The organism is Mucilaginibacter xinganensis (genome assembly GCF_002257585.1).
GTDB lineage: Bacteria > Bacteroidota > Bacteroidia > Sphingobacteriales > Sphingobacteriaceae > Mucilaginibacter > Mucilaginibacter xinganensis.
This window is the reverse complement of the sequence record NZ_CP022743.1, coordinates 2990390-3013584: the sequence shown is the minus strand read 5'-3', so window position 1 is coordinate 3013584 and position 23195 is coordinate 2990390. Positions and strand designations below refer to the sequence as shown.

Below are 23195 nucleotides of genomic sequence, written 5' to 3'. Positions count from 1 at the left end.
AAAAATAGGTAACTTATTAGTTAGCGACCAGATTAATTCTTTAATTTATAGCAAGTCTTTATAGTTTATAATCACCTTAACTTTGCTCACTAAAGCGACCTGCAAATGGCAAATTTTATGTTTTACAGGAAAACGAATATTTTACTTTGTGTTTTTACGATGCTTTTTTTAGGTTACGGCATCGCAGGTGCCAGTACCTCGCTGATCAACAAAAAGGATAAAACGCTCACAATTAAAGGGCATAACATCACTATGGTGCTTAGTTATGGCGGTAGCGCGCGTATCACCTCACTACTTGTAAACGGACGAAAAGTAATAAGCAGCGTCGACGGAATTTTTACGTCGGTGAACGTTGGCGGCAAAACGTATTCATCTTTACAGTTAAAAGCAGCTCCCGCTTTAATAAAAACAAAAAACGGGTTTGAGATAAACGGAATCCGATATGGAGGGGCTAACCTGACAATAACGGAGGACTGGATTTTTACCACCACGGGAAAGGCTGTTAAATGGAGGATTGAGCGAAAGTTTTCTGAAGTAACCAAAGTGGAAGAAACCTACGCCCCCGTGTTTAATTTTGATAGCATCAACACCTGGGAAGGAGCTTACCAGGGATATGGCGGTTTAGCTTGGTTTTATTTATTTAATGAGAAATTATGTACTTATGGCGTACATACCCGGTCTTCAAGTTTTTGGGATAGTAAAACCGGCAACGGGCTTAACATAACAGTTGAGGCGCCCGGCCAAAAAGTGGCCATGAAATATACCAGAACCGGCGATGACAGGCTGTATTGCGGGATCTCCGTGTCAGATAAAGACATGACCTTCCGCCTGGATAGTGGTACAAACAGGAGACGGTTTATTCGAAACAGCACAAACGTTTGGGCACCTTTCGAGCGATCTGCGGCTAAGGAGTCGCAAACGATTACTTTAAGCTATTTTGATTTTAACGAGAAATATGGCCGCGGTAAATTTGTGGGGATCAATGGCGGGCAGGTAAGTGCCGTGTTAAATACCATCGCCAGGATTGGCGTAATTGATTCACTGCATTTTGGCGGGAACAGCTGGCATACCCCTTACGGCCCCATATGCCTGCATGAACAATACATTGCGCAACTTGGGCTGGGTATTAATGACCCTGAATATCTTAAGGGTTATAAAAGCTGCCTTGATTTTTACCGCGATCATGCTATTAAGCCTGATGGACGGGTATTTTCCCGCTGGGCATACACCGATGAGGACATGATGCCGGGGCAAGGTAATAAAGACGGTTTTTATGAGGCCCAATGGGGGATTTTAATGGATTCGAATCCTGATTTTGTCACCAATGTTGCTGAGTTATATGATATGACAGGGGATAAGGCCTGGGTAAAAAAACAACAACCAACCTGTGAGCAGGCGCTTAATTGGATTATAGACAGGGATACTAACGGCAATGGTCTGGTTGAAATGATGACCGACCTGCAATCGCAACATAAAAGCAGTGACTGGATAGATATCATTTGGGCTTCTTATGAAAACGCATTTGTAAATGCCAAGCTTTACCACGCGCTGGTAAACTGGGCAGCTATTGAACGGCAGCTGGGCAACGACTCAAAAGCTAACGGGTATGAAAAGTTTGCAGCCAGGCTAAAGGTTAGCTTTAACAAGCCAACTTCAGAAGGTGGCTTTTGGGATGAGGAAAAAAAGTGTTATGTGCATTGGATAGACAAGGACAAAACTGTGCACGGCCGTAATATGGTTACCCCGGTAAATTTTATGGCAATTGCTTATGGCATTTGTGATAACAACGACCGGCGGAAACTAATTCTCGATGGAATAGAGACCCAAATGGAGCAGGAAAAACTATTCTTTTGGCCGTTAGCCATGACAACTTATGCGCCGGGTGAAGGGAAGGCGTCACAATATCCTTTTCCATCTTATGAAAATGGCGATCTTTTCTTGTCGTGGGGTTCGGTGGCAGTAAAAGCGTATGCCGAATATAAACCAGAACTGGCGGTTAAATATGTGAAAAATGTGCTCAACCAATATAGCAAAGATGGGTTGGCATTTCAGCGCTACAGCAGGGTAAAACAGGATGGCCAGGGAGACGATATTTTATCAGGCAACAGCCTTTCCATAGTGGGTTTATACCATGCTATTTATGGGATCAATCCGTTATATAATCGCTTTTATCTTAATCCGCATATTACTCCGGAACTTGCGGGAACAGCCTTGAAATGTAACTTCAGGGGACAGCGCCTTACCATAAAACTCGATAACAACAGGTATTCGGTGTCTAATGAAAAGTTTAAGATTGTATCAGGGAAAGACTTTGGTTTTAATGCTAAAATAAATCAGCTGAATTATTTTGAGGGTAACAACACACAATCTTCCCTACAGGCAATCACCGAAGGTCCGCTCACCCTAATTATTAAAAAACCGGGAAACCGACAACGGGAATGGGTGCAAAATATCAGTAAAATATCCGGTAACACCATTAGTTATGTAGCGGGTCAGTTAACGCCAGATGTTATCTATAAGCTGATTGTAAACGGAAAGATTATAAAAACATTAAAAAGCAGTGCAAAGGGAGATGTGTCGTTCAATACCGACTGCTCTTCTGTCTCTCAAACCATCCTGCTTTCTGATGAAAATTAAATTATTAGCACTAATTGACCGAAATGCATATTATTGTTAATCCGCAATGATTTTTATCCATCAGGAGCCGGGCGGCAGGTGTACCTCTGCCATCATGCATCTTGCGCTCCCGCCGCCATTTATTTCAATGGTGTTAAGATCTGAGTAAACAAGCTTACCATATTTTTCCAAAGCTGATTTTTGACCGGCCAATAGTGCATTATATGCATTTTTACTCATCACAATTAAAGTTTCTTCGGCGGCATTCCTTACTTCCAACATGTTGCCTGCAAACTGGTTCATCTGTTCAAAAGAAATATCAATTATTTCTTTATGCATTGCCAGCAATGATTCTTTAACAACAACTCTTTCATGCGGGTTTGGAATGCTGTCCATACAAATTACAGCAAACCCGCTGCCTATGCACATCAGCACATTGGTATGGTAAATCGCTTTACCTTTTTCATCAACGGCATCAAAACTAATAGGTTTATAACCGGCCTGCTCGCAAAACAGCGCTAATACTTCAGGGTCTGTGCGGGGAGAAAGGCAAGCATAAGCGATTTTGTTCACCCTGTCGAGCACCATGCTTCCGGTACCTTCAAGAAATTTATGTTCCAGTTCAAACCGGCTTAAATCTGTAACACGCTTTACCGAAAAGTTGTCTTCCAGTTTAGCTATAATATCTTCCCTGCGTTCCAGTCTGCGGTTTTCAGCCTGCATAGGATATAAAAAAACGCTTCCGTCCGCATGGAAAGATACCCAGTTATTTGGAAATATTGAATCGGGCGTATATGGCTGAAGTGTATCATCAATTACCGTTACATCAACGCCGTTGCTGCAAAGGGTATTCACCATCCGGTCAAACTCCTGTTGTGCTTTCCCGTTTACGCCCTCTTTAGGAGCGTGCCTGTTTTGGAACGCATTACTGCCAGCTGTTTCTTCGTTAAAGCCGAAGTTAACCGGCCTGATCATTAATAGGTGAGATGTGGATTGGTTGTTAGTGTTCATCTTTAAAAATTCATTGTTCATAGCCGGACGCTCTTACTTAATGGCTGATAATTCCGGTAGCTGCAGCTGCCATGAACCATCAGCCGCTAACTATAAAATTTTATCCCTCATTAAAGGCATACTCATACAATGAAAACCGCCCCGTGCCCTTGAAAGTTCTGCCGATGGCATCAGGATCAATGTATCAGTCATGCTGTCAGGGTCGAGTTCGCCACTTTCAAATTTCGTCAACAGGTCGGCAACTTTTATAATTTTGAACCCTTTTTCTTTAAACGCTTCAACAGTTTTATCATTACGGTCATAGCCTAACACCACGCCTTCTTTTATTGCGAGCAGGTTGCATGAGTCAGTCCATTGTTCGCGTGAATTGTAGGGGAAAATGTCACCGCCAGAATAAACAAACTGTGTTTTTTCCTTGCTTTCCAAATCCCGTTCGCTAACATCTGCCAACAGATCTTCTATGGTATTAAAAGTTTTTGTTTTCTTACCTTTTCTAAACTGCACTATTTCTACCTTGTCTTTTCCCTTTTTATCGGTGAACCATGCAATCGGCTCATCCTGCTCTTCGGGGCTTTCAGTAATTGCCAGCGACCGCAGCAATACCCACATGTTACGTTTTACCTGGGTAAAAATGGTATCAATATGCATATAGTCGCGCTTGTGCGGGATTTTAACAATAGTTACTTTTTTCACCACATCGTTTTTAAACAGTAGTTTAATTGCTTCGTTGGCCCCGCTTACGGATGTGCGCTCACTGCAGCCAATTATTAAATGCTGCGGGCTTACCATCATCACGTCCCCGCCCTCTAAAGTTGTTTTTTGGTCGTTATCTTCGCCAGGGCGTAAAAAATGCTGCACAGTTTCGGGGATCTCCAATATATTATTGCGATAGGAAGCGAATAGTGTGTGATTGAAAAAAATATACCGCATTATCAATGTTTCGCGCGCCCTTGCTTTTTTTGCCGGTTTATTTAAAAGCATAAAGTTATTTATGGCGATGCCGATATCCCTTGAAAAGATAAGGTTAGGGATAGGGGCAAAGATCATCTCGTCTTTATTTAACGAACCGGAGATGATGATTTTGGCAAGTTCTGCCGCTGCTGTATCTGTCAGCTCTGTTTGCAGGCGGTAATTGCAACCCTCAATAGCACAAACTGCAGCAACCAGGTTTTTGCGGATATCCGTATCCTGCAAAATATCTTCGAGCAAGGTCTGGATCTCGATAACCTTGTTCGATGCATGAAACTTTTTATCGTCGGGCTTATAAAACGACCGGTTATTTTCTTCGGCATCAATCTTTGCCAACTGTCCTTTAATTTTGTCCGGATCTAAAAAATACATCAGGAGCTTTACGTAATAGTCGTATTCATTTTTACGCATGGTGTCCAGGTGTACAATATCTTCAAAAAGCCAGTCTTGTGCTTTTGAGGGTACTACTTTACCAAGGCCATTATCAGGGCTATGGATAAGTAATGCGCGCAGGTTTCCAATTTCGGATGTTACATCTAATTTAAATTCGCTGTTGCTAAGTGTCATAAATGGTTAATAGAATTGGCAAAGGTAGTGAGTTTAGTCGGGAAAGTCCGAAAGTCGGGGACTCCCGAAGATAATTAAAGCCCGGAAGACAAATATTCTCCAATCATTGTCTCACGGGCTTCACTGACTTTCCCAACTTTCGGACTAAAATTTGTATTTTTGCACCATGGATTTTATTATTGAGGCCACCCTTAAAGCTGTTAAACACCTATACAATACTGATATTACCATTGCCGATATAAACCTTCAGGAAACCCGCAAAGAGTTTGAGGGGCAGGTTACCGTAGTTACTTTTCCTTTTACCAGGTTCTCTAAGAAATCGCCTGAGCAAACCGGGAAAGAGATAGGAGAGTTCCTGCAAAGTGATTTGAAAGAGGTATCAGGGTTTAACGTAATTAAAGGCTTCCTCAATTTATCAATAACAGACCATTACTGGATAAACCAATTATATAATGAAATTCTGCCTGATAGCTTTGCCGTAGCTAAACCCAACGGCAAAAGCGTTATGGTTGAATATTCTTCGCCAAATACTAATAAACCGCTGCACCTGGGCCATGTACGCAATAATTTACTCGGATTTTCAGTGGCCGAAATTTTGGATGCAGCAGGTTACAAGGTGATAAAAACCAACCTGGTAAATGACAGGGGGATTCATATTTGTAAATCTATGCTGGCATGGCAAAAGTTTGGTGCAGGGGAAACACCGGAATCAACCGGAATGAAAGGCGATCACCTGGTGGGAAAATACTATGTCATATTTGATAAAGAATATAAAAAGCAGATAGAGGAACTGAAAGCCGGGGGGCAAACCGAGGATGATGCGAAAAAGAATGCACCGGTGATAAAAGAAGCCCAGCAAATGCTGCAGCAATGGGAAGCTGGTAACGAACAAGTAATTAGCCTCTGGAAAACCATGAATAACTGGGTTTACACCGGTTTTGCTGACACCTACAAAAAACTGGGCGTTGCTTTTGATAAATTCTATTATGAATCTGATACCTATTTATTGGGGAAAGATATTGTAGATGAAGGACTTGAAAAGGGCGTTTTCTTTAAAAAAGACGATGGCTCGGTTTGGATTGACCTTACCGCCGAAGGGCTTGACGAAAAACTTGTTTTGCGTTCTGACGGTACGTCGGTATATATAACCCAGGACATGGGCACCGCGCAATTAAAGTATAACGACTTTCACATGGACAAGTCGATCTATGTGGTAGGCAATGAGCAGGATTACCATTTCAAAGTACTCTTCACTATTCTTAACAAACTTGGTAAAGAGGGCGCTGCGGGCCTTTATCATTTATCTTATGGGATGGTTGACCTCCCCTCAGGAAAAATGAAATCACGTGAAGGGACCGTTGTTGACGCTGATGACCTGATTGAACAAATGGAGAACACAGCTAAAGAACAAACTGAAGCGATGGGCAAGGTGGCTGATTTTAGCGAAGATGAAAAACAGGAATTATACCATACCATTGGGATGGGTGCGCTAAAGTACTTTCTTTTAAAGGTTGATCCTAAAAAACGCCTGTTATTTAACCCGGAAGAGTCGGTTGATTTCCAGGGGCATACCGGGCCGTTTATTCAATATACCCATGCGCGGATCAGGTCGGTTTTAAGCAGGGCACAAATTACCGGCACAGGAATGACGGTAACGGAATTAGCACCGGAAGAGCGTGATCTTATCGTATCATTAACCCAATTCCCGGGGATCATCCAAACAGCTGCAGATGGATATAGCCCGGCTATAATCGCCAATTATGTATATGAACTGGCCAAAATCTATAATAAATTCTATCACGAAAAGTCTATTTTGCAGGCAGAAGACGAATCGGCAAAGCAATTCAGGTTGCAGCTTTCTGCGGCGTCGGGAAAAGTGATTAACAAGGCCATGAAATTGTTGGGAATTAAAGTACCAGAGCGGATGTAGTTAGTTGGCAGTGAGCAGTACGCAATCGGAAATTTAAGCAACTGCCCACTGCCAACGGTTACTTCTTATTACCTCCAGTGTCCTCTGCGCCATGCGTAGCCCCGGTTTGAGTGTACCCATCCGCCGCTTACGTATGCACGACCTGCCCTTGGCCTTGCCCAATAGCCTCTGCGGTAAACGTATCTGCCACCGCTATAACCCCAGTCGCCGTCAACCCAAACTGCACCGGCATATGGTGACACAGGACGCACGTAAACAGGTTCAACGGGTTGTTCCGCTACATAATAACTGCCTGCACATGATGCAAGGAACAATGAACCTGCCAAAGCGGCTACCATTCCTAATTTTGATATTGTCTTCATTGGTATGTTTTTATTTGAATAAAATATACCAGGTAAGACAAATTGGGAGAAAAAAGGTTTAATTTTTAGAGACTAGAAATTGGGGGCGGTGAGTAAAGGAGTGCTTTTACCTAACCGCTGTCCTCCAAATGCTAATCTCTTTAACTAAACTTATCAGCAACTACCAGGTCTTTACTTCCTGGCGTATATTTATAAAAGCCGCTGCCCGTTTTTACACCATTGTGCCCGGCCGTTACCATGTTTACCAATAGGGGACAGGGCGCATATTTGGGGTTTCCAAAACCTTTATGCAGTACATTTAAAATTGCGAGGCAAACATCCAGTCCAATAAAATCGGCCAGTTGAAGTGGCCCCATCGGATGAGCCATTCCTAACTTCATAACAGTATCAATTTCCTCAACGCCGGCAACGCCTTCATAAAGCGTATAAATAGCTTCGTTAATCATCGGCATCAGGATGCGGTTGGCTACAAACCCGGGGTAATCATTAACCTCAACAGGAACTTTATCCAGCTGCTTTGAGAGATCCATAATTATATTGGTAACCGCATCGGTAGTAGCGTACCCGCGAATTACCTCAACAAGCTTCATTACCGGCACCGGGTTCATAAAATGCATTCCAATGACATTGCCCGGCACTTTTGTAACTGACGCAATTTGGGTTATAGAGATGGATGAAGTATTTGACGCAAGGATAGCCCCTGCTTTGCAATAATCGCTGAGCTGTTTGAACAGGTTTAGTTTTATCTCCTGGTTTTCAGTGGCTGCCTCTATTACCAGGTCGGCATTTGCAACCGCTGTTTGCAGATCAGTAAAAGTTGTAATGTTATTTAGGGTCAAGGCTTTTAATTGCTCGTCAATAGCCCCTTTTTTTACCTGGCGGTCAAGGTTGCCGGCAATGGTTGTTATTGCCCGTTTAAGTGCATCCTGATTAATATCAACCAGCGTAACTTTAAATCCATGTTGCGCGAAAGTATGCGCAATCCCATTGCCCATTGTTCCGGAGCCTATTACCGTAATGTTTTCCATATTTGTAAGTTAGCTATTGTAAACTTTTAAAGGTTAAAATATTGGTAAGTAGCGGGGGGTAATCGCTCCGGCAATTTTAACACTTATAAATATTACAACCTAAAAAGAAATATAATTTCCGGCATCAATTATTGCCTTTTTGTTGATTGGGTTATATTCCGGAACATGGCCAAGCAACTCAACTCCGCTGTAATCCAAAATAAATTCTTTTGAATAGATATCTTTTAATCCGTTAAAAATGATACCTTTTACCGGTATGTTTCTGCTTCTTAAAGCATCTATCGACAGAAGCGTATGATTTATACTTCCAAGGTAATTTTGTGAAACCAACATTACTTCGGCGTTTAATTGCCTAATCAGGTCTATCATTAAAAAGTTATCGCTGAGCGGTACCATTAAACCACCTGCACCTTCAATAACTAAAGTATTGCGGGTTTCAGGAATAACGAAATTATTTCTATTGATGGTTATTCCATCAATAGCAGCCGATTTATGCGGCGAGAAAGGCTGTGTTAGCCGGTAGGTTTCCGGATGAAAAACAGAAACAGAATTGGTTATTAAGCTTTTCACTTTTAGTGTATCGCTGTTATCTAAATCTCCGGACTGAACGGGTTTCCAGTAATCGGCTTTTAGTTTTTCAACCAGTGCTGCCGAAACTATCGTTTTTCCTATTCCGGTTCCTATTCCTGTTATAAATATGGTTCTGTCAGGCATCAGCAAATTTGTTTATGATGTTTGTTAATAAAATTATATCGTTCGTTTTGTTAAACGAGTGCAGGCAAATCCTGATTCTTTCACTTCCCGGTGCTACAGTCGGGCTTAAAATGGCGCGCACGTCCAGCCCGTTGTTTTGCAACTCCGCCGCAATAGCCTTTGCCTTTATATTGCTTTTCAATATAACGCATTGTATGGCGTTATCGCTTTGAATAAGCGATATATTGGTATTTACGTTTTGTTTAAATAGCCGGATGTTGTTTTCAAGCATCTCTATTTCGCTTTTTGAATTCAGCAGCAATTCATACGCCGCTTTTACAGCTGCCACCTGGTGCGGAGATGCAGCTGTGGTATAAATGAACGATCGGGCATAGTTGATAAGATATTGGCGTAACTCATTGCTTCCTAATACAATAGCGCCATGACAGCCCAAGGCTTTTCCAAAAGTAATAACCCGTGCGAAAACCTGTTTTTGTAACTGCTCATCAACCAGCCCCAAACCATGCAATCCGACAGCATGTGCTTCATCAACTATTAATGCAGCGCCAAACCTTTCTGCGAGTTTCGCTATCGCCGCAATGGGTGCAGTGTCGCCATCCATTGAATAAACACTTTCAATTGCTACGTAACAAATGCCTTTTGCAAGCCGTAGCTTCTCTTCAAGGCTATCGAGGTCGTTATGCTTAAACGTGTAGCGGTTTGCAAAACTAAGCCGGGCCCCGTCAATTATTGACGCGTGCGCCAGCTCGTCTAAAATTATTGTATCCCCGCGCTGGGGGAGGGATGAAAATAAACCGAGGTTAGCATCGTAGCCGGAATTAAATAGTAAGCCGGCTTCGCTGTTGTGCAAGGCTGATATAAACCGCTCGGTTTCTTCGGTATAATCTGAGTTGCCCGCTAACAGCCTGGAGCCGGTAGCGCCGTTTTTGATAAAAAGACGTTTACTTAATTCAATCTCAATTTTGCTTTTTAGTTCGTGGGAGCCTGCAAAACCCAAATAATCATTTGAACAGAAATCAACCAGCGTGTTATCCGGTTTTAATGACCGGTATGTACCGGCTCCGGCTCTTTCCGCTAACTTTTCCCTGATGAACTCTTTTGATTTTACCAATGTTAAAATTTTTCGCGAAAATAGTAAAAGCCTCCGGTTAACCGGGGGCTTTTAGTTAAAAATTGAAATTGCGGGACTAGTTCCCCCTGCCACCGCCTTGCATTCTGGCGCGCATCTCTTCCATCATTTTTTGGTAAGCGGTAGCTTGTTCCGGTGTCAAAAGCGCTTTGATCTGGTCGCTTGCAGCAGTCCTGATCGGGCCCATTGCCGCTCTCATCGCATCTCTGTCACCATTAGCCGCAGTTCTAACGCTATCCATTTTAGTGGCCTGTGTTTTAAAGATTGCCGTTATTTTAGTGGTCTGATCATCAGTTAGCTTTAGTTGCGTTTGCAATTGCTTAGCCTGTTCGTCAGGACTCATTCGCTGGCGGCCTCCTTGTGCGTGGGCCATTGCTGTAATTCCAACAAGGAAGCAGCACATTAACAAAAATTTTCTCATCGTTTTTCAGTTTTTTAATCTATAGATAAAGATAACTGTAACAAGGTTTAATTGCTGAGATGTAACTTAATTGTTGCGTGGCCGGTAAGTTTCAAATATTGACAGTCGGCCGGATAGTAAACTGCATTGAATTAATTCACAATGCTATCCGTTACCCTTGCAATATCAATACTTATTTTATTAATAAAGCCTAATTGTTCTTTTAATAATAAGTCATCAGCCGTAGCTGCACGGGGTTCGGTTTCAGGATTCATTGTTACCTGCCTGGGTGAATTTAATTCAACAATCTGGCCGTCAAGCTTTTTGTTTGAATCATTAAGGACGGCTATACTCTTTTTAATTAATTTTAAATTTTCTGCCGGTGCCTTGTAATGGCTTTTTGATATTACCGCTGATGCAACGGTTGCAATGTATGATGATAAAATATGGTTGAGCACCACAAATTTGTGCACATCTTTAATTTTGCGCTGCTTGCTCTTAGGCTCGGATGTCATTCGCTCAAATGCGGCCGATAAGTTCGCAGATTTTACATACACATCCTTGCGGGCAAGCTTATATTCAATGGTGCTAACCTCACGCCCCAAAATACTTTCTGCAATTTTTGCAAGGTAATTCACGTTGGCGTTTATAACTTCGCGCAGGTTCTGCTGGATTTGTTCAAACTCCCAGCTTGGGAAAATAACGTAACTGGCTATAAACGCAATGGTTGATCCAATTATGGTATCAATAATCCTTTCCTTAACAACCAACCCAACTCCTAAAAATTTAAAGAGGATAAGTACATACGGTGTCATAAAAATAACACTTACCACATAGTTTAATCTCAGAAAGCTGTAGGTGCCTATCATCAAAACAACAAGTAAGATAAATTGGGCATCTTTGTCGGGTACAAATAACAGGATAGCGATACCTGCTATACCGCCGGCTATGGTACCAATTAGTCGCTGGTAGTTACGTTGTTTTGAGAGGCTGAACCCCGGTTTCAAAATAACAATAATAGTTAACAGTACCCAGTAGCTATGATGCCCCAAAGAAATATACTTTGCTGTAATAAAGCCTATTAAGCAAACCAACGAAACTCTTAATGCATGTTTAAATGCTGTTGACCTAAATGAAAAATTATCAAAAAATACGTGAGGGGCGTAATCCTGGTGGGTTACAAACTTTGAATATTCGTCGCTGTCGTTTTTTTCAATCAGCGCTTCGTAGGATTTTGAATTGTAATAGCCATAAATACTTTTTATCCTTTCGTTTAAATCGCGCAGGTTTATCAGTATTTTCTTCAATGCGATATTGCTAACACCCTGATCGTTCGCGCCTATTTCATCAATCCTAATTTTTAGTTTCTCAAGGCCTGTATTAAAATCCGGTTTATGTTTATTGCGCGTGTTGGAAAGTACCATGTAAGCAATATTCTCAAGCTCATCGGCCATCTCCTGTAAAATATCAGCTATTTGCCTAAGCGCCCCGGTTGATTTGAATTTTTCGCGGATATGCCCATAGTCATAATGGGTGGCCATTATTTGCTCGTACATATCAACCAAATCAACAAAAGTTAAAACCATTACGCGGCTTGGGTTGGTTGATTCCTTCACCATAATACGGCTTTTAAACAGCAACTCGCGCACGGCGTCCTGGTGCAGGCTAACTTTTATTTGTTGCGATACCAGCTTTCTGTAGTTTTCGTCGATATCTGTATCCGATAAATAGAAATCAGCTTTAATCCGTAAAAACTTTGCGATGTCCGCAATGCTTTCGCCCAATGTTTGCTGCGCTGCACGGTAGGGCCTGATCCCAAAAAATAAAAGACTGAACAGTAAATACCATATCCCCCCGGCCAATATGATAAGGCTAAGCGACAAAACTTCATTAGGTTTTGCCTCCTTATCCATCATAAATATCATGATCAGCAACGCACACGTACCAATTGAAGCTGCACGGTTACCGTACACAATAAACATGGAAAACAGGAAGGAAAGCAGTGTAATTTCGAGGCCCAGCGTAAAAACATTCAACCTTGCAAACCCCGTTATAATCGCCACTACGAACAGGAATAAATTACCAACCGCCATTGCGTTACGCTTGTGATACAGGGGGCCCGGGCTGTCTATCGTGCAAATACACAATGCACCTAATGACATGGTGATGCCCACATCAAAATAGTTTAGCTGCATAAGTAAAAGCGAGGGAAACAGGATGCCAAAAGACATTCGTAAACCGTCGGAAAAATACTGGCTGTAAAAAAAACTTTTTATCTCCCTGTAATCAATTTTCATCCGGATCGCTTATTTTTTATCTGCAATAAAGTTATATTGAGTGTTTTCGTCAACTGTTTTTATAAGTGTTAGCTTAAACTGATTTCGTAAATGTTTTTTTTAAGGCCGAAAACGAGGTGCAAATTTAAAAAAATAAAATTATAAAGGCTTAATTTGATAAATTTTGCATTAATAATACTCAACCATTATTAATTACTCATTATTTACTAATTTTAAATTTTAGATAGTATGATTTCTTGTTCGTTATTTATTACCTGCTTTGAATCAATTATCCGCACCATTTTGTTGCACAGCCAATTATTATTGAACTTACTTTTTATACCATAGCTATATGCCATCTACGTTAAAACTCAGTCAAAGAGAAACAGCTTTTAACAACGAAGTTGTAACCCGTTTTGAGTTATATAACAGTTTGTTTCAAACCCTGCCTTTTTACCAGGTAAAAGATACGGGTATTTTATTGCCTTTTTTTAGTTCGCACTGTGAAAAGGAAGCCAACAATCAGTTATCTCCATCTGCAATTATCGAGTCGTTTTTTAAGAAATATGTACCGGATATTGATCACCGCGAACAGATAAACCGAATGTTCCGGTTTATCCAGTACATTGAGCGCCAGGTAGTTTTGTTTGATGCTATTGAAGACTCGTCGTTTACCAAATTAGGCCGGGAAGATGAGACCGGCACTATGCAAAGCCTGCTGCAAACAGCGTCAGTGAGTGAGCAACAGCGTATAAATATTGGTAAAAAGCTGGATGATTTTTCGTTGAGGCTGGTTCTGACTGCTCATCCCACTCAATTTTATCCGGGTTCAGTCCTTGGCATTATGACTGACTTGATTGAAGCGCTAAAAACCAATGATATTAATACAATTGACGTATTGTTACAACAGCTTGGTAAAACGCCGTTCTTTAATAAAACTTCGCCAACACCTTTTGATGAGGCTGTAAGCCTTGCCTGGTTTCTTGAGAATATATTTTATCATGCACTTTCAGGTATTCAATCAAAATTGGACGATGAATTTGAACTGGATATCAACAGGAATAACCAACTTTTAGAATTAGGTTTTTGGCCGGGAGGCGATAGGGACGGTAACCCGAATGTAACAACTGAAATTACCGGGGCTGTTGCGATTTTTTTAAGGCAGCGCGTGTTTAGGGCCTACTATCGCGACTTTCGGGTTTTAAAACGCAGGATAACTTTCAGGGGCGTTGAAAAATCAATGGCCACACTGGAGAAACTGATTTATGACAATGCTTACAGCAAACAAGAGCCTAAAAACGTTCAACCGGAGATATTGGCACTGCTTAAGTCAATCAAACAAACATTAATCGCCGACCATGATAGTCTTTTTGTAAAGGTTGTAGATGACCTGATCAGGAAAGTGAGTTTGTTCGGCTGTTATTTTGCAACGCTGGATATAAGGCAGGATAGCAGGGTATTGCGCAACGTATTTAAATTTGTTACCGATAACGTGCCGGCTGAAACGGGGATTGTGAAAGGTTACCAAGAAATGGAGGAGAGCGAAAAACTTAAAAACATAACATTTACACAAACAGATTATCCTTGCCCCCATGATGCCGAAAAACTAATTGCCGATACCCTGAACACGATAAGGCTGATGAAAAAGATTCAGCATACCAATGGCGAAAAAGCTTGCCAGCGTTTTATAATCAGCAACTGCCAGCAAGCGTCGGATATATTGCAGCTGATTGACCTGTTTTTATGGAGCGGATGGGATAAGGATAACCTGAGTGTTGATTTTATGCCGTTGTTTGAGACGGTTAACGACTTAACCCACGCAGCGGGAGTTATGGAAAGCCTGTACACGCACCCGTTTTATAAAGAACATTTAAAAAAACGCGGAAAACTGCAGTCAATTATGCTGGGCTTTTCAGACAGCACAAAGGATGGCGGTTATTTAATGGCCAACTGGTCGATATATAAAGCTAAAGTCGAGCTAACCGCTATGGCGCGCAAATATGGCATTGCCCTGGCGTTTTTTGACGGCAGGGGAGGCCCGCCGGCACGTGGCGGTGGTAAAACACACCGTTTTTATGCTTCGATGGGCGAAGAGATTGCCAACGAACACATCCAGTTAACGATACAGGGACAAACTGTTAGCTCGCAATATGGCTCAATTGAAACAGCTCGTTTCAATATGGAGCAACTAATTAATGCTGGTGTAATATCAGCATTGCGGCCAAATAGTAATGATTTATTGGGTACGAGACAAAAAGAGCTGATCGCCACAATGGCAGATGAAAGCTATAAGCTATTTATAGCGCTACGCCAGCACCCGTTATTTGTTGAATACCTGGAAACATTCAGCCCTTTAAAGTTACTATCTCATATCAACATCAGCAGCAGGCCAACAAAGCGAAATACAGACGCATCATTAAAGCTGGAAGATCTGCGTGCTATAAGTTTTGTAACATCATGGAGCCAGCTGAAACAAAGTATTCCAGGGTTTTACGGCGTTGGTACCGCGCTGAATAAAATGAAGAATAGCGGTAATTGGGACGAAATAAAGGAATTATACAACAAATCCGGATTTTTCAAGACAATGGTTGATAACTGCACTATGTCAATGTCGAAATCTGATTTCAGGGTTACGGCCTACCTTGAAAACGATGAAAGGTTTGGACCTTTTTGGAAGATGCTTAAGGATGAATTTGAACTTACCAAGGCTATGTTGCTTGAATTAACCGGAAGTGATGTATTGATGCAGGAGTACCCCGTTGAGCGCCGCTCCATTGCCATTCGCGAACGAATTGTATTACCGCTGGTAATTATACAACACTATGCACTACAGTGTTTAAATGACTGTAATGACGAGGAGTTGATTAAAATTTACAACAAGCTGGTGATCCGCACCGTGTACGGTATTGTTAATGCGGGCAGAAACCTGGCATAACCCATACTATGTTTTAGAAGTCCGGAAGTGTGGTCTAATGCCGGCTTCCGGACTTTTATTTTGCACTCATTTTAACACTTTAAATTCTTTTTGTTTTTATTAAATATCTCCGCCTGTAACTGCCAATTTTAATTTGCATATTGTCATAGTTTTGTAAACCATACGAGAAATAAACTGTTATAACCTGTAACTACTTAAAATATTAGGATGAAGAATTTAATTTGCCTGTTGTCCGGGATAATGGTTTTGCTTTGTTTACACGCATGCCGGGAGAATAAAAAGGGACGGAATTTTAATCAGGCACAAGATGACCGCGATGGAGTTACGTTTATAAAAAACAGTATTGAAGGGGGAATGATGGAGATAAAGGCATCGGGCATGGTTATCACCAATTCAAATAATCAGAAAGTTATCAGCCTTGCAAAAATGATGATTGATGATCATACCAAATTGGGTGATGAACTTAAACAACTTGAAAAGGAGAAGAAAATAAGCGAAACCGATACGCTGAGCAACTCCCATCAGCAAATGATAAGGGATCTTTCAAAAAAATCAGGAAAAGCATTTGATAAAATGTACCTGCAAATGATGGTAGCCGACCATGAACAGGCCGTAAAATTATTTACCAGTGCAGCCGGCAACTCAGATAGCGCAATCAAAAAAATAGCTGCGGGAAATTTATCTACAATAAAAATGCACCTGGATTCAGCAAATGCTATTTGTGTGGGTTTAAAATAGTTTTATTCAATAAATTAATCCGATAAATTGCGTGCCGGCTGTATATTTGGTGCATACAATTATTTAATGAAGAAGAACTTTTTTATTGCATTTGAGGGTATTGATGGGAGCGGCAAAAGCACCCAGGTGAAGCTACTGAAAGAAAAATTGGAAGCCGCCGGATTGAAAGTATATACTACCTGCGAGCCGACTGACAGCCCTATGGGCAAGATGATAAGGGATATATTTAACCACAGAATTGAGGCAGACCACAGAACGATAGCGGCTTTGTTTGTTGCCGATAGATTAGATCACTTACTCAATAAAACCAATGGGATACTAAAGATGCTGGAAGAAGGATATACTGTTATAACAGACAGGTACTATCTCTCGTCATACGCATATCAAAGCCCTTATATGGATTTGAACTGGGTTATCCAGGCTAACTCATTAAGTGCAGGATTGCTTAGGCCTGACCTCAATATTTATATCGATATTTCTCCCGAGGTAAGCATTGAGCGCATTAACAAAGGAAGAAGCTCCATTGAGCTTTATGAAACCCTTGATAACTTAAAGAACGTACGTACTAAATATTTGGAGATTTTTGAATTGCTGAAAGAGGAGGAGAAGATTTTGGTGGTTGACGGCAACAAAAATCCCGGTGAAATAGCCACCGGGATCTGGAATAAAGTATCAAGCCGGTTTTTAGAAACCAGTGATAATAGTTAAAGCTTTTTTAAGTTAGCGATTTTTAAACGCCGGATGCTGTGATTTAACTTTAACAGGTACCGGGGTATATGCAGGCCTAAGATTAAATAATTTTGCTATTAATTTGTTTATTTTATTTGCGGTTTCTGAAGACAAGACCCCGTTTTTTGCTAAAATTTCGATTAGTGAATTCCTATTCATGGTAATTAATAATTAATTATACAGGTATTAATCTATCAAACGTATTCTTTTCCTCAAAATTATAAATAATTGCGAGAATTCCAAATATTTTTAATGTCAATTTAAACAACAACAGGTTTTATTATCATTTGTTTAACAAATAGTTATAATACTTAAAATAAATTAAGTTGCTGCTGCGCAGGTGCTTTTGCTTTACCAAAAACAGTGCGGCCACCGTATTTCCATGAGTTGTTTCTTTCCTGTTCAATAACTTTATCAAAATTGGCATTGGGTATAAAGTCTTTTTCGGCGCGTTGGGTCACTTGCGTTAAACGCTTTATGGCTTCATTTTTTTCGTTCATGCCCAATTTGGCCCGGGAAATTGCTGTTTGAAGAATGTTAATGGTTTCATCATAAATTTTGAGAGGAACAGGAAAGGGATGCCCGTCTTTACCACCATGGGCAAATGAATATCTTGCAGGATCATTAAACCGCGAAGGTGTTCCATGAATAACTTCGCTTACCAACGCAAGCGACTGCAGGGTACGCGGGCCCAGGCCCTGTAACTGTAGCAAGCCCTCAAAATCATTAGGTTGTTTTTCGTGCGCAAGCCATAAAACTGCGCCAAGTCTTTTCAAATCTACATCTTTGGCTCGTACATCGTGGTGGGCAGGCATAATTAGTTTGCTGATTTCCCTGATCATAGTGTCGGGGCGCTCCGCGGCAATCTGCATAATTCCGTTCCTGGAACTTTCAGCCTGCTTGTCTGCTAGGTTTAAAATACTGCCGGTGTTTTGACCGTAAATAAACGTGTGCGGATCTTCCACAAAAGAAGTTAGTTGTTCAGAGTGCCAGTGGTAACGCCGGGCTGTTTTGCTTTCGGCACTCATTCCCTGTTGAATAACGGCCCATTTGCCGCTGCTGCTTAAAATAAAATTATGAGTATATAACTGAAAACCATCCTGTATAGCAGTATTGTCAACTTTGGCGCTTAGCTTACTACACGTAACCAGGTGATTGCCATCAAGTCCGGTTGCTTCACTGATCCTCATCAGTTCATCAGGGGTTTTGCGGGAATTATTGCCTTTACCGCCGCAGATGTAAATGCCCAGCTCTTTACTGTGCGGGTTTACTGAGCGTTTTAGTGCCCCTAACACCGACGTTGTAATGCCGGACGAATGCCAATCCATACCCATTACCGTACCGAGGCTTTGAAACCAAAACGGATCACTTAAACGGCGCAGCACTTCATCTTTTCCGTAATCAAGTACAATATTTTCAATTACAGCAAGGCCGAGTTTTGCCATCCTTTCGGAAAGCCAAACAGGTACATGACCATAATGTAAAGGCAGATCCGCACTTCCTGAACGCTTCATGCTAACAAAATTAGCAAATTACTTCAAAGCATCAAATCCGTATTTTACATCGTTCCAGAATTCATCAAGCGCAATGATGCGGGGTTTAAAAAAAGAGATCAGTGAAGGCCAGTCGCTTTTATTGAAGATGCTCACGCCGTCTATTTGTTTATAAATCCTGCTAATGGTTTTACCATATTCATCCTGTGCATGCAGTTCCCAAGTCCAGGGTTCTTCAAGTGCAGCATGCATTATATTTTTAAATTCTTTAAACTGCTCAAAAAACAACTCCTGTATGCCAGGGTCGGGGTGAGTAAGTTCAATGGCAATAACGGCAGAACGTTTATCAGCCTGCATTTTAAAATATACATGCTTTAACCCGGTCTTGTAATTTATCCAGTTCACCCTCAATCCTTCGGCAGAAAGCTGTGGTGCAATGTATTGACCAAAGGCTGTCCAAAATTGCTGCTTCAGCTGTGATACTTCGTCTTTACTATACAAGCCAATAGATTTTATTTGCCAACGGTAAATGGCAGGTTAAGTTTTTCATCCCGCGCGTTGCTGCCCAATATCAATTTGTAACTACCGGGATATATCTTCCATTTATGCGATGTCATATCCCATTTCTGCAATTCATTCACCGGAATGCGGATGGTTACAGTTTGATCAGCTCCCTTGTTTACTGAAATCCGTTTAAAGCTTTTTAACTCTCTCACCGGCATCCGGTCAATTTTAGGATATTCAATATAAGCCTGAACCACCTCGTCGCCATCCATTTGCCCGGTATTTTTAACCTTTACTTCAACGCTTAAAGTGTCTGTTGTTTTATAATGAGTTTTAAACTGATCCTGTACCGAATAACCAAACGAAGTATAGCTTAAACCAAAGCCAAACGGAAATTGCACCGGCCCTGTATAGTAGCGGTAAGTGCGGCCTTTCATGCTGTAGTCTTTATAATCCGGAACATTGCTCAACGCTTTATAAAAAGTAAGCGGCAGGTGCCCTGATGGTGAAATATCCCCAAAAACAAGATCAGCGAGTGCATTTCCGGCTTGCTCGCCCGGATACCATGCTAAAATGATAGCATCAGCATAGGGCGCTATAGCGTCAATATCGATATCACTTCCGGCAGTAATAACCGCAATTATCGGTTTGTTTTTTACTGATTTTCTTAACGCTTTCATAAAAGCGATTTCGCTTGCCGGCAAACTTAAGTTTTTACGGTCGCCACCTGTTTCTGATAAAAACGCATCGCCGGCTTCGCCCTCCAGAACAGGTGATAGTCCGATCACTGCAATGGTGGCATCAGCATTGCCTGCCGCCCAGGTGCCGCCAAAATGAGTAGTGTCTTTATAATCAGACCCCTGGTCGTATTCAACCCTGGTACCGGGCCCGACAGCAGCGGTGATGCCTTCCACAAAATTTACAACTTTGCTGCTGGTACCATGGTAGTTGCCAATTATGGCGTCAAGCGACGCCGCATTTGGCCCAAGCACCATTAAGCTGGGATAACCGCTTTTTTTGAGTGGCAAAACATTATGATCATTTTTAAGCAGTACCATACTTTGTTGCGCCGCTTTGCGCGCAAGGGCAATATGAGCATTGTTATGAACGCTGTCGGCACCGTAGTTGTAATAAGGCGATAATTTGGCATCATCATAAAACCCTAATTTAAATTCAGTGCGCAATAGGGCAGTCAATGCAGTATTAATTTCGTTTTCGGTAAGCAAACCTTTTTGAACTGCCTTTAATGCATCATTTTGCAAAACGGTGGAACAATCAAGGTTAATACCCGCTTTTATCGCTGCCGCTGCGGTTTCTACCGGGCCATCAAGCGATTTATGGGTGGAATACACGTCGTCAAGGGCACCGCAATCAGTTACAACATGTCCTTTAAAACCCCACTCTTTTCTCAAAATGTCAGACAAGAGCATTTTATTGATAGAACTTGGTGTGCCGTTAATTTTATTGTAGGCGCTCATTACTGATTCAACACCGCCGTTTACCAATGCATGGAAGGCATAAAGGTAAGTTTCGCGCAGATCCTTTTCATCAACTACAGCATCAAAATAGTCACGGGTAGCCTCAGGGCCGCTGTGAACGGCAAAATGCTTGGCCGTAGCGGACGTTTTTAAATGGCTGGGATCGTCGCCCTGTAAACCTTTTAAAAAAGCAGTACCCATAGTGGCCGTTAAATAAGGATCCTCACCATAGGTTTCCTGTCCGCGTCCCCAGCGCGGGTCGCGAAAAATATTGATATTTGGCGTCCAAAAGGTGAGCCCCATGTACTGCAGGTGCCTGTCTTGTGCAATCGCAAGGTTATATTTTGCCCTTGCTTCAGTTGAGATGGCTGTTGACACCTGTTTCAGCAGTTCGTTGTTAAATGTAGCAGCCATGCCAATAGCCTGAGGGAATATGGTTGCTTCGCCGGCGCGGGCAACACCATGCAGTGCTTCGTTCCACCAATTATATGCCGGGATGCCAAGCCTGGGAATTGCCTTGCTGTTATACCCTAACAGCGATATTTTTTCCTCTAAAGTGAGCTTTGACACCAGGTCTTTCACGCGGTTATCAATAGTTTGAGCCTGATCTTTATAGATTGATTTTTCCTGCGCCCGGAGTAAGCCGGGAGTGAAGACCATTGCGATTAATACAACAATGGGAAATTTTATTTTCTTACGCATAAGTGCGCTAATTTAATTTGTTTGAAGCAGAATTCACTGCGCGCGATGAATATATTGCTGCTATAATTTTGTCGAAAACATTTACATTAGCAAAATCAATATAAATTTATCTTCAATAAATGATCTTAACAATGAAAAACCTGTTATTACCTGTCTTGTTACTGGCGGGTAGTTTAGCCGTGTCGCAGCCGGCACCAAAGCCGTACGGACCGCTGCCTACCAAAGGCCAGCTAAACTGGCAGGAAACAGGAATGTATTGCATTATTCATTTCGGACCCGACACGTACACCAATAAGGAATGGGGGTATGGTGATGAAGATCCCGCTATTTTTAATCCCACGCAATTTGATGCCATGCAGATTGTTGGCGCAGCAAAGGCAGGTGGTTTTAAAGGAATTGTAGTGGTTGCCAAGCATCATGACGGTTTTTGTTTGTGGCCTACAAAAACCACGGAACACAATATTTCAAAAAGTCCGTATAAAAACGGGAAAGGCGATATTTTACAGGAATACAGAGACGCCTGTAACAAATTAGGTATGAAAATGGGCGTTTACTGCTCACCCTGGGACAGGAACAGTGCGCTTTATGGAAAGCCGGAATATGTAACCGAAGTATATCGTAAACAACTTGAGGAGTTATACGCCCACTACGGCCCCGTATTTATTTCGTGGTTTGATGGCGCAAATGGGGGAGATGGTTATTACGGCGGTGCAAAGGAGGTGAGAAAAATTGACCGGTCTACTTACTACGGCTGGAAAGATACCTGGGCAATACCGCGCAGGATGCAACCCAATGCTGTTCTGTTTGGCGATGTAGGCCCTGATGTGCGTTGGGTTGGTAACGAGAATGGCCATGCCGGCGAAACCAGCTGGGCAACCTACACGCCGCACGCCCCCGATGAAGGAAAAGAGGCCGGTAACGGCTACACTAAAGATTATGAAGGCACCGAAGGGCAGCGGGATGGCAAATTCTGGATGCCGGCTGAATGTGATGTTTCTTTACGCCCGGGATGGTTTTACCATAAAGACCAGGATGATAAAGTTAAATCGCCCGATACGTTGTTAAGTCTTTATTATCAAAGTGTTGGGAGAGGTGCTGCGCTCGACCTGGGGCTGTCGCCGGACAGGAGGGGCTTGTTATATGAAAATGATGTAAAATCTTTGAAGGAGTTCGGGGCGATCCTTAAAAAAACATTTGCCGTAAACCTGGCTAAAGGGGCTGCGCTTAAAGCAAGTAATACAAGAGGCGGTAATAAGGCAAAATACGGCGCTGCGAACCTGCTGGATGAAAATCGCTATAGCTATTGGGCTACTGATGACAGCGTAAAAACACCAGAGCTGACTTTAAATCTCCACAGCGAAAAAGTATTTAATGTTATAAGGCTCAGGGAAAATATTAAACTTGGCCAGCGGATAGATGCGGTTGCTGTTGACGCCTGGCAAGATGGTAAGTGGGTGCAGATTGCCGCCGCTACAAGTATTGGCGGTAACCGGCTAATTCGCCTGCCGCAAGATGTGACGGCCAGTAAGGTTAGGTTACGAATAACAAAAGCTGCAACAGGCATTGCGTTAAGTGATTTTGGGTTATATAAAGAAGCAGGTAAAATTTAAAACA

Annotated in this window: 17 protein-coding genes; 6 read left to right on the top strand and 11 right to left on the bottom strand. The window is 42.0% G+C overall.

Annotation, left to right across the window (positions count from 1 at the left end; translation table 11 throughout):
* Window positions 1-105 precede the first annotated feature (105 nt).
* Window positions 106-2637: an alpha-L-rhamnosidase-related protein gene (locus MuYL_RS13280; protein ID WP_094571039.1), complete on the top strand. Its 2532-nt coding sequence runs from the start codon at window positions 106-108 to the stop codon at window positions 2635-2637.
* 60 nt (window positions 2638-2697) lie between these two features.
* Here the strand turns inward: MuYL_RS13280 and ctlX are convergent, their stop codons facing one another.
* Together ctlX and MuYL_RS13270 are read right to left on the bottom strand one after the other, a co-directional pair.
* The gene (gene ctlX / locus MuYL_RS13275) at window positions 2698-3627 is read right to left on the bottom strand and encodes a citrulline utilization hydrolase CtlX (RefSeq protein ID WP_245845525.1); all 930 of its coding nucleotides are present in this window, start codon (window positions 3625-3627) and stop codon (window positions 2698-2700) included.
* A gap of 90 nt (window positions 3628-3717) precedes the next feature.
* On the bottom strand, window positions 3718-5163 hold the full coding sequence (locus MuYL_RS13270; protein WP_094571038.1) for an arginine deiminase family protein: 1446 nt from the start codon (window positions 5161-5163) through the stop codon (window positions 3718-3720).
* A gap of 166 nt (window positions 5164-5329) precedes the next feature.
* Between MuYL_RS13270 and argS the strand changes: the two genes are divergently transcribed.
* Window positions 5330-7093 (top strand): arginine--tRNA ligase, encoded by a 1764-nt coding sequence (gene argS, locus MuYL_RS13265; RefSeq protein ID WP_094571037.1) that lies wholly within the window; start codon window positions 5330-5332, stop codon window positions 7091-7093.
* 68 nt (window positions 7094-7161) lie between these two features.
* Here the strand turns inward: argS and MuYL_RS13260 are convergent, their stop codons facing one another.
* From MuYL_RS13260 to MuYL_RS13235, 6 genes are all read right to left on the bottom strand, one after another.
* Entirely contained in the window at window positions 7162-7455 is a 294-nt protein-coding gene (locus MuYL_RS13260; protein ID WP_094571036.1) for a hypothetical protein, read from the bottom strand.
* 140 nt (window positions 7456-7595) lie between these two features.
* On the bottom strand, window positions 7596-8483 hold the full coding sequence (locus MuYL_RS13255; RefSeq protein ID WP_094571035.1) for a 3-hydroxyacyl-CoA dehydrogenase family protein: 888 nt from the start codon (window positions 8481-8483) through the stop codon (window positions 7596-7598).
* A 99-nt stretch (window positions 8484-8582) separates the two neighbouring features.
* Entirely contained in the window at window positions 8583-9197 is a 615-nt protein-coding gene (gene bioD, locus MuYL_RS13250; protein WP_094571034.1) for a dethiobiotin synthase, read from the bottom strand.
* Window positions 9190-10308: an aminotransferase class I/II-fold pyridoxal phosphate-dependent enzyme gene (locus MuYL_RS13245; protein ID WP_094571033.1), complete on the bottom strand. Its 1119-nt coding sequence runs from the start codon at window positions 10306-10308 to the stop codon at window positions 9190-9192. The genes bioD and MuYL_RS13245 overlap by 8 nt, the downstream gene beginning before the upstream one ends.
* Before the next feature lie 76 nt (window positions 10309-10384).
* Window positions 10385-10747 carry a hypothetical protein gene (locus MuYL_RS13240; RefSeq protein WP_094571032.1) on the bottom strand — a complete coding sequence of 121 codons (363 nt, stop codon included), beginning with the start codon at window positions 10745-10747 and terminating at the stop codon, window positions 10385-10387.
* A 131-nt stretch (window positions 10748-10878) separates the two neighbouring features.
* Window positions 10879-13023, bottom strand: a complete 2145-nt coding sequence (locus MuYL_RS13235) for an FUSC family membrane protein (RefSeq protein WP_094571031.1) — start codon at window positions 13021-13023, stop codon at window positions 10879-10881.
* A gap of 331 nt (window positions 13024-13354) precedes the next feature.
* On the opposite strand from MuYL_RS13235, the gene MuYL_RS13230 reads away from it, so the two are divergent.
* From MuYL_RS13230 to tmk, 3 genes are all read left to right on the top strand, one after another.
* Window positions 13355-15937, top strand: a complete 2583-nt coding sequence (locus MuYL_RS13230; protein ID WP_094571030.1) for a phosphoenolpyruvate carboxylase — start codon at window positions 13355-13357, stop codon at window positions 15935-15937.
* 207 nt (window positions 15938-16144) lie between these two features.
* On the top strand, window positions 16145-16675 hold the full coding sequence (locus MuYL_RS13225; RefSeq protein ID WP_094571029.1) for a DUF4142 domain-containing protein: 531 nt from the start codon (window positions 16145-16147) through the stop codon (window positions 16673-16675).
* Window positions 16676-16741: 66 nt separating this feature from the next.
* Complete coding sequence (gene tmk / locus MuYL_RS13220) at window positions 16742-17383, top strand: dTMP kinase (RefSeq protein WP_094572935.1); 642 nt, start codon at window positions 16742-16744, stop codon at window positions 17381-17383.
* Between the two features lie 332 nt (window positions 17384-17715).
* Here the strand turns inward: tmk and MuYL_RS13215 are convergent, their stop codons facing one another.
* The 3 genes from MuYL_RS13215 to MuYL_RS13205 are packed head-to-tail and all read right to left on the bottom strand — an operon-like array spanning window position 17716 to window position 21581.
* Window positions 17716-18918 (bottom strand): DUF763 domain-containing protein, encoded by a 1203-nt coding sequence (locus tag MuYL_RS13215; protein ID WP_094571028.1) that lies wholly within the window; start codon window positions 18916-18918, stop codon window positions 17716-17718.
* An 18-nt stretch (window positions 18919-18936) separates the two neighbouring features.
* Window positions 18937-19398, bottom strand: a complete 462-nt coding sequence (locus MuYL_RS13210) for a DUF4268 domain-containing protein (RefSeq protein ID WP_094571027.1) — start codon at window positions 19396-19398, stop codon at window positions 18937-18939.
* 11 nt (window positions 19399-19409) lie between these two features.
* The gene (locus tag MuYL_RS13205) at window positions 19410-21581 is read right to left on the bottom strand and encodes a glycoside hydrolase family 3 N-terminal domain-containing protein (protein ID WP_170309751.1); all 2172 of its coding nucleotides are present in this window, start codon (window positions 21579-21581) and stop codon (window positions 19410-19412) included.
* Between the two features lie 131 nt (window positions 21582-21712).
* Between MuYL_RS13205 and MuYL_RS13200 the strand changes: the two genes are divergently transcribed.
* Complete coding sequence (locus MuYL_RS13200; RefSeq protein WP_094572933.1) at window positions 21713-23191, top strand: alpha-L-fucosidase; 1479 nt, start codon at window positions 21713-21715, stop codon at window positions 23189-23191.
* The last annotated feature ends 4 nt before the right edge of the window (window positions 23192-23195 follow it).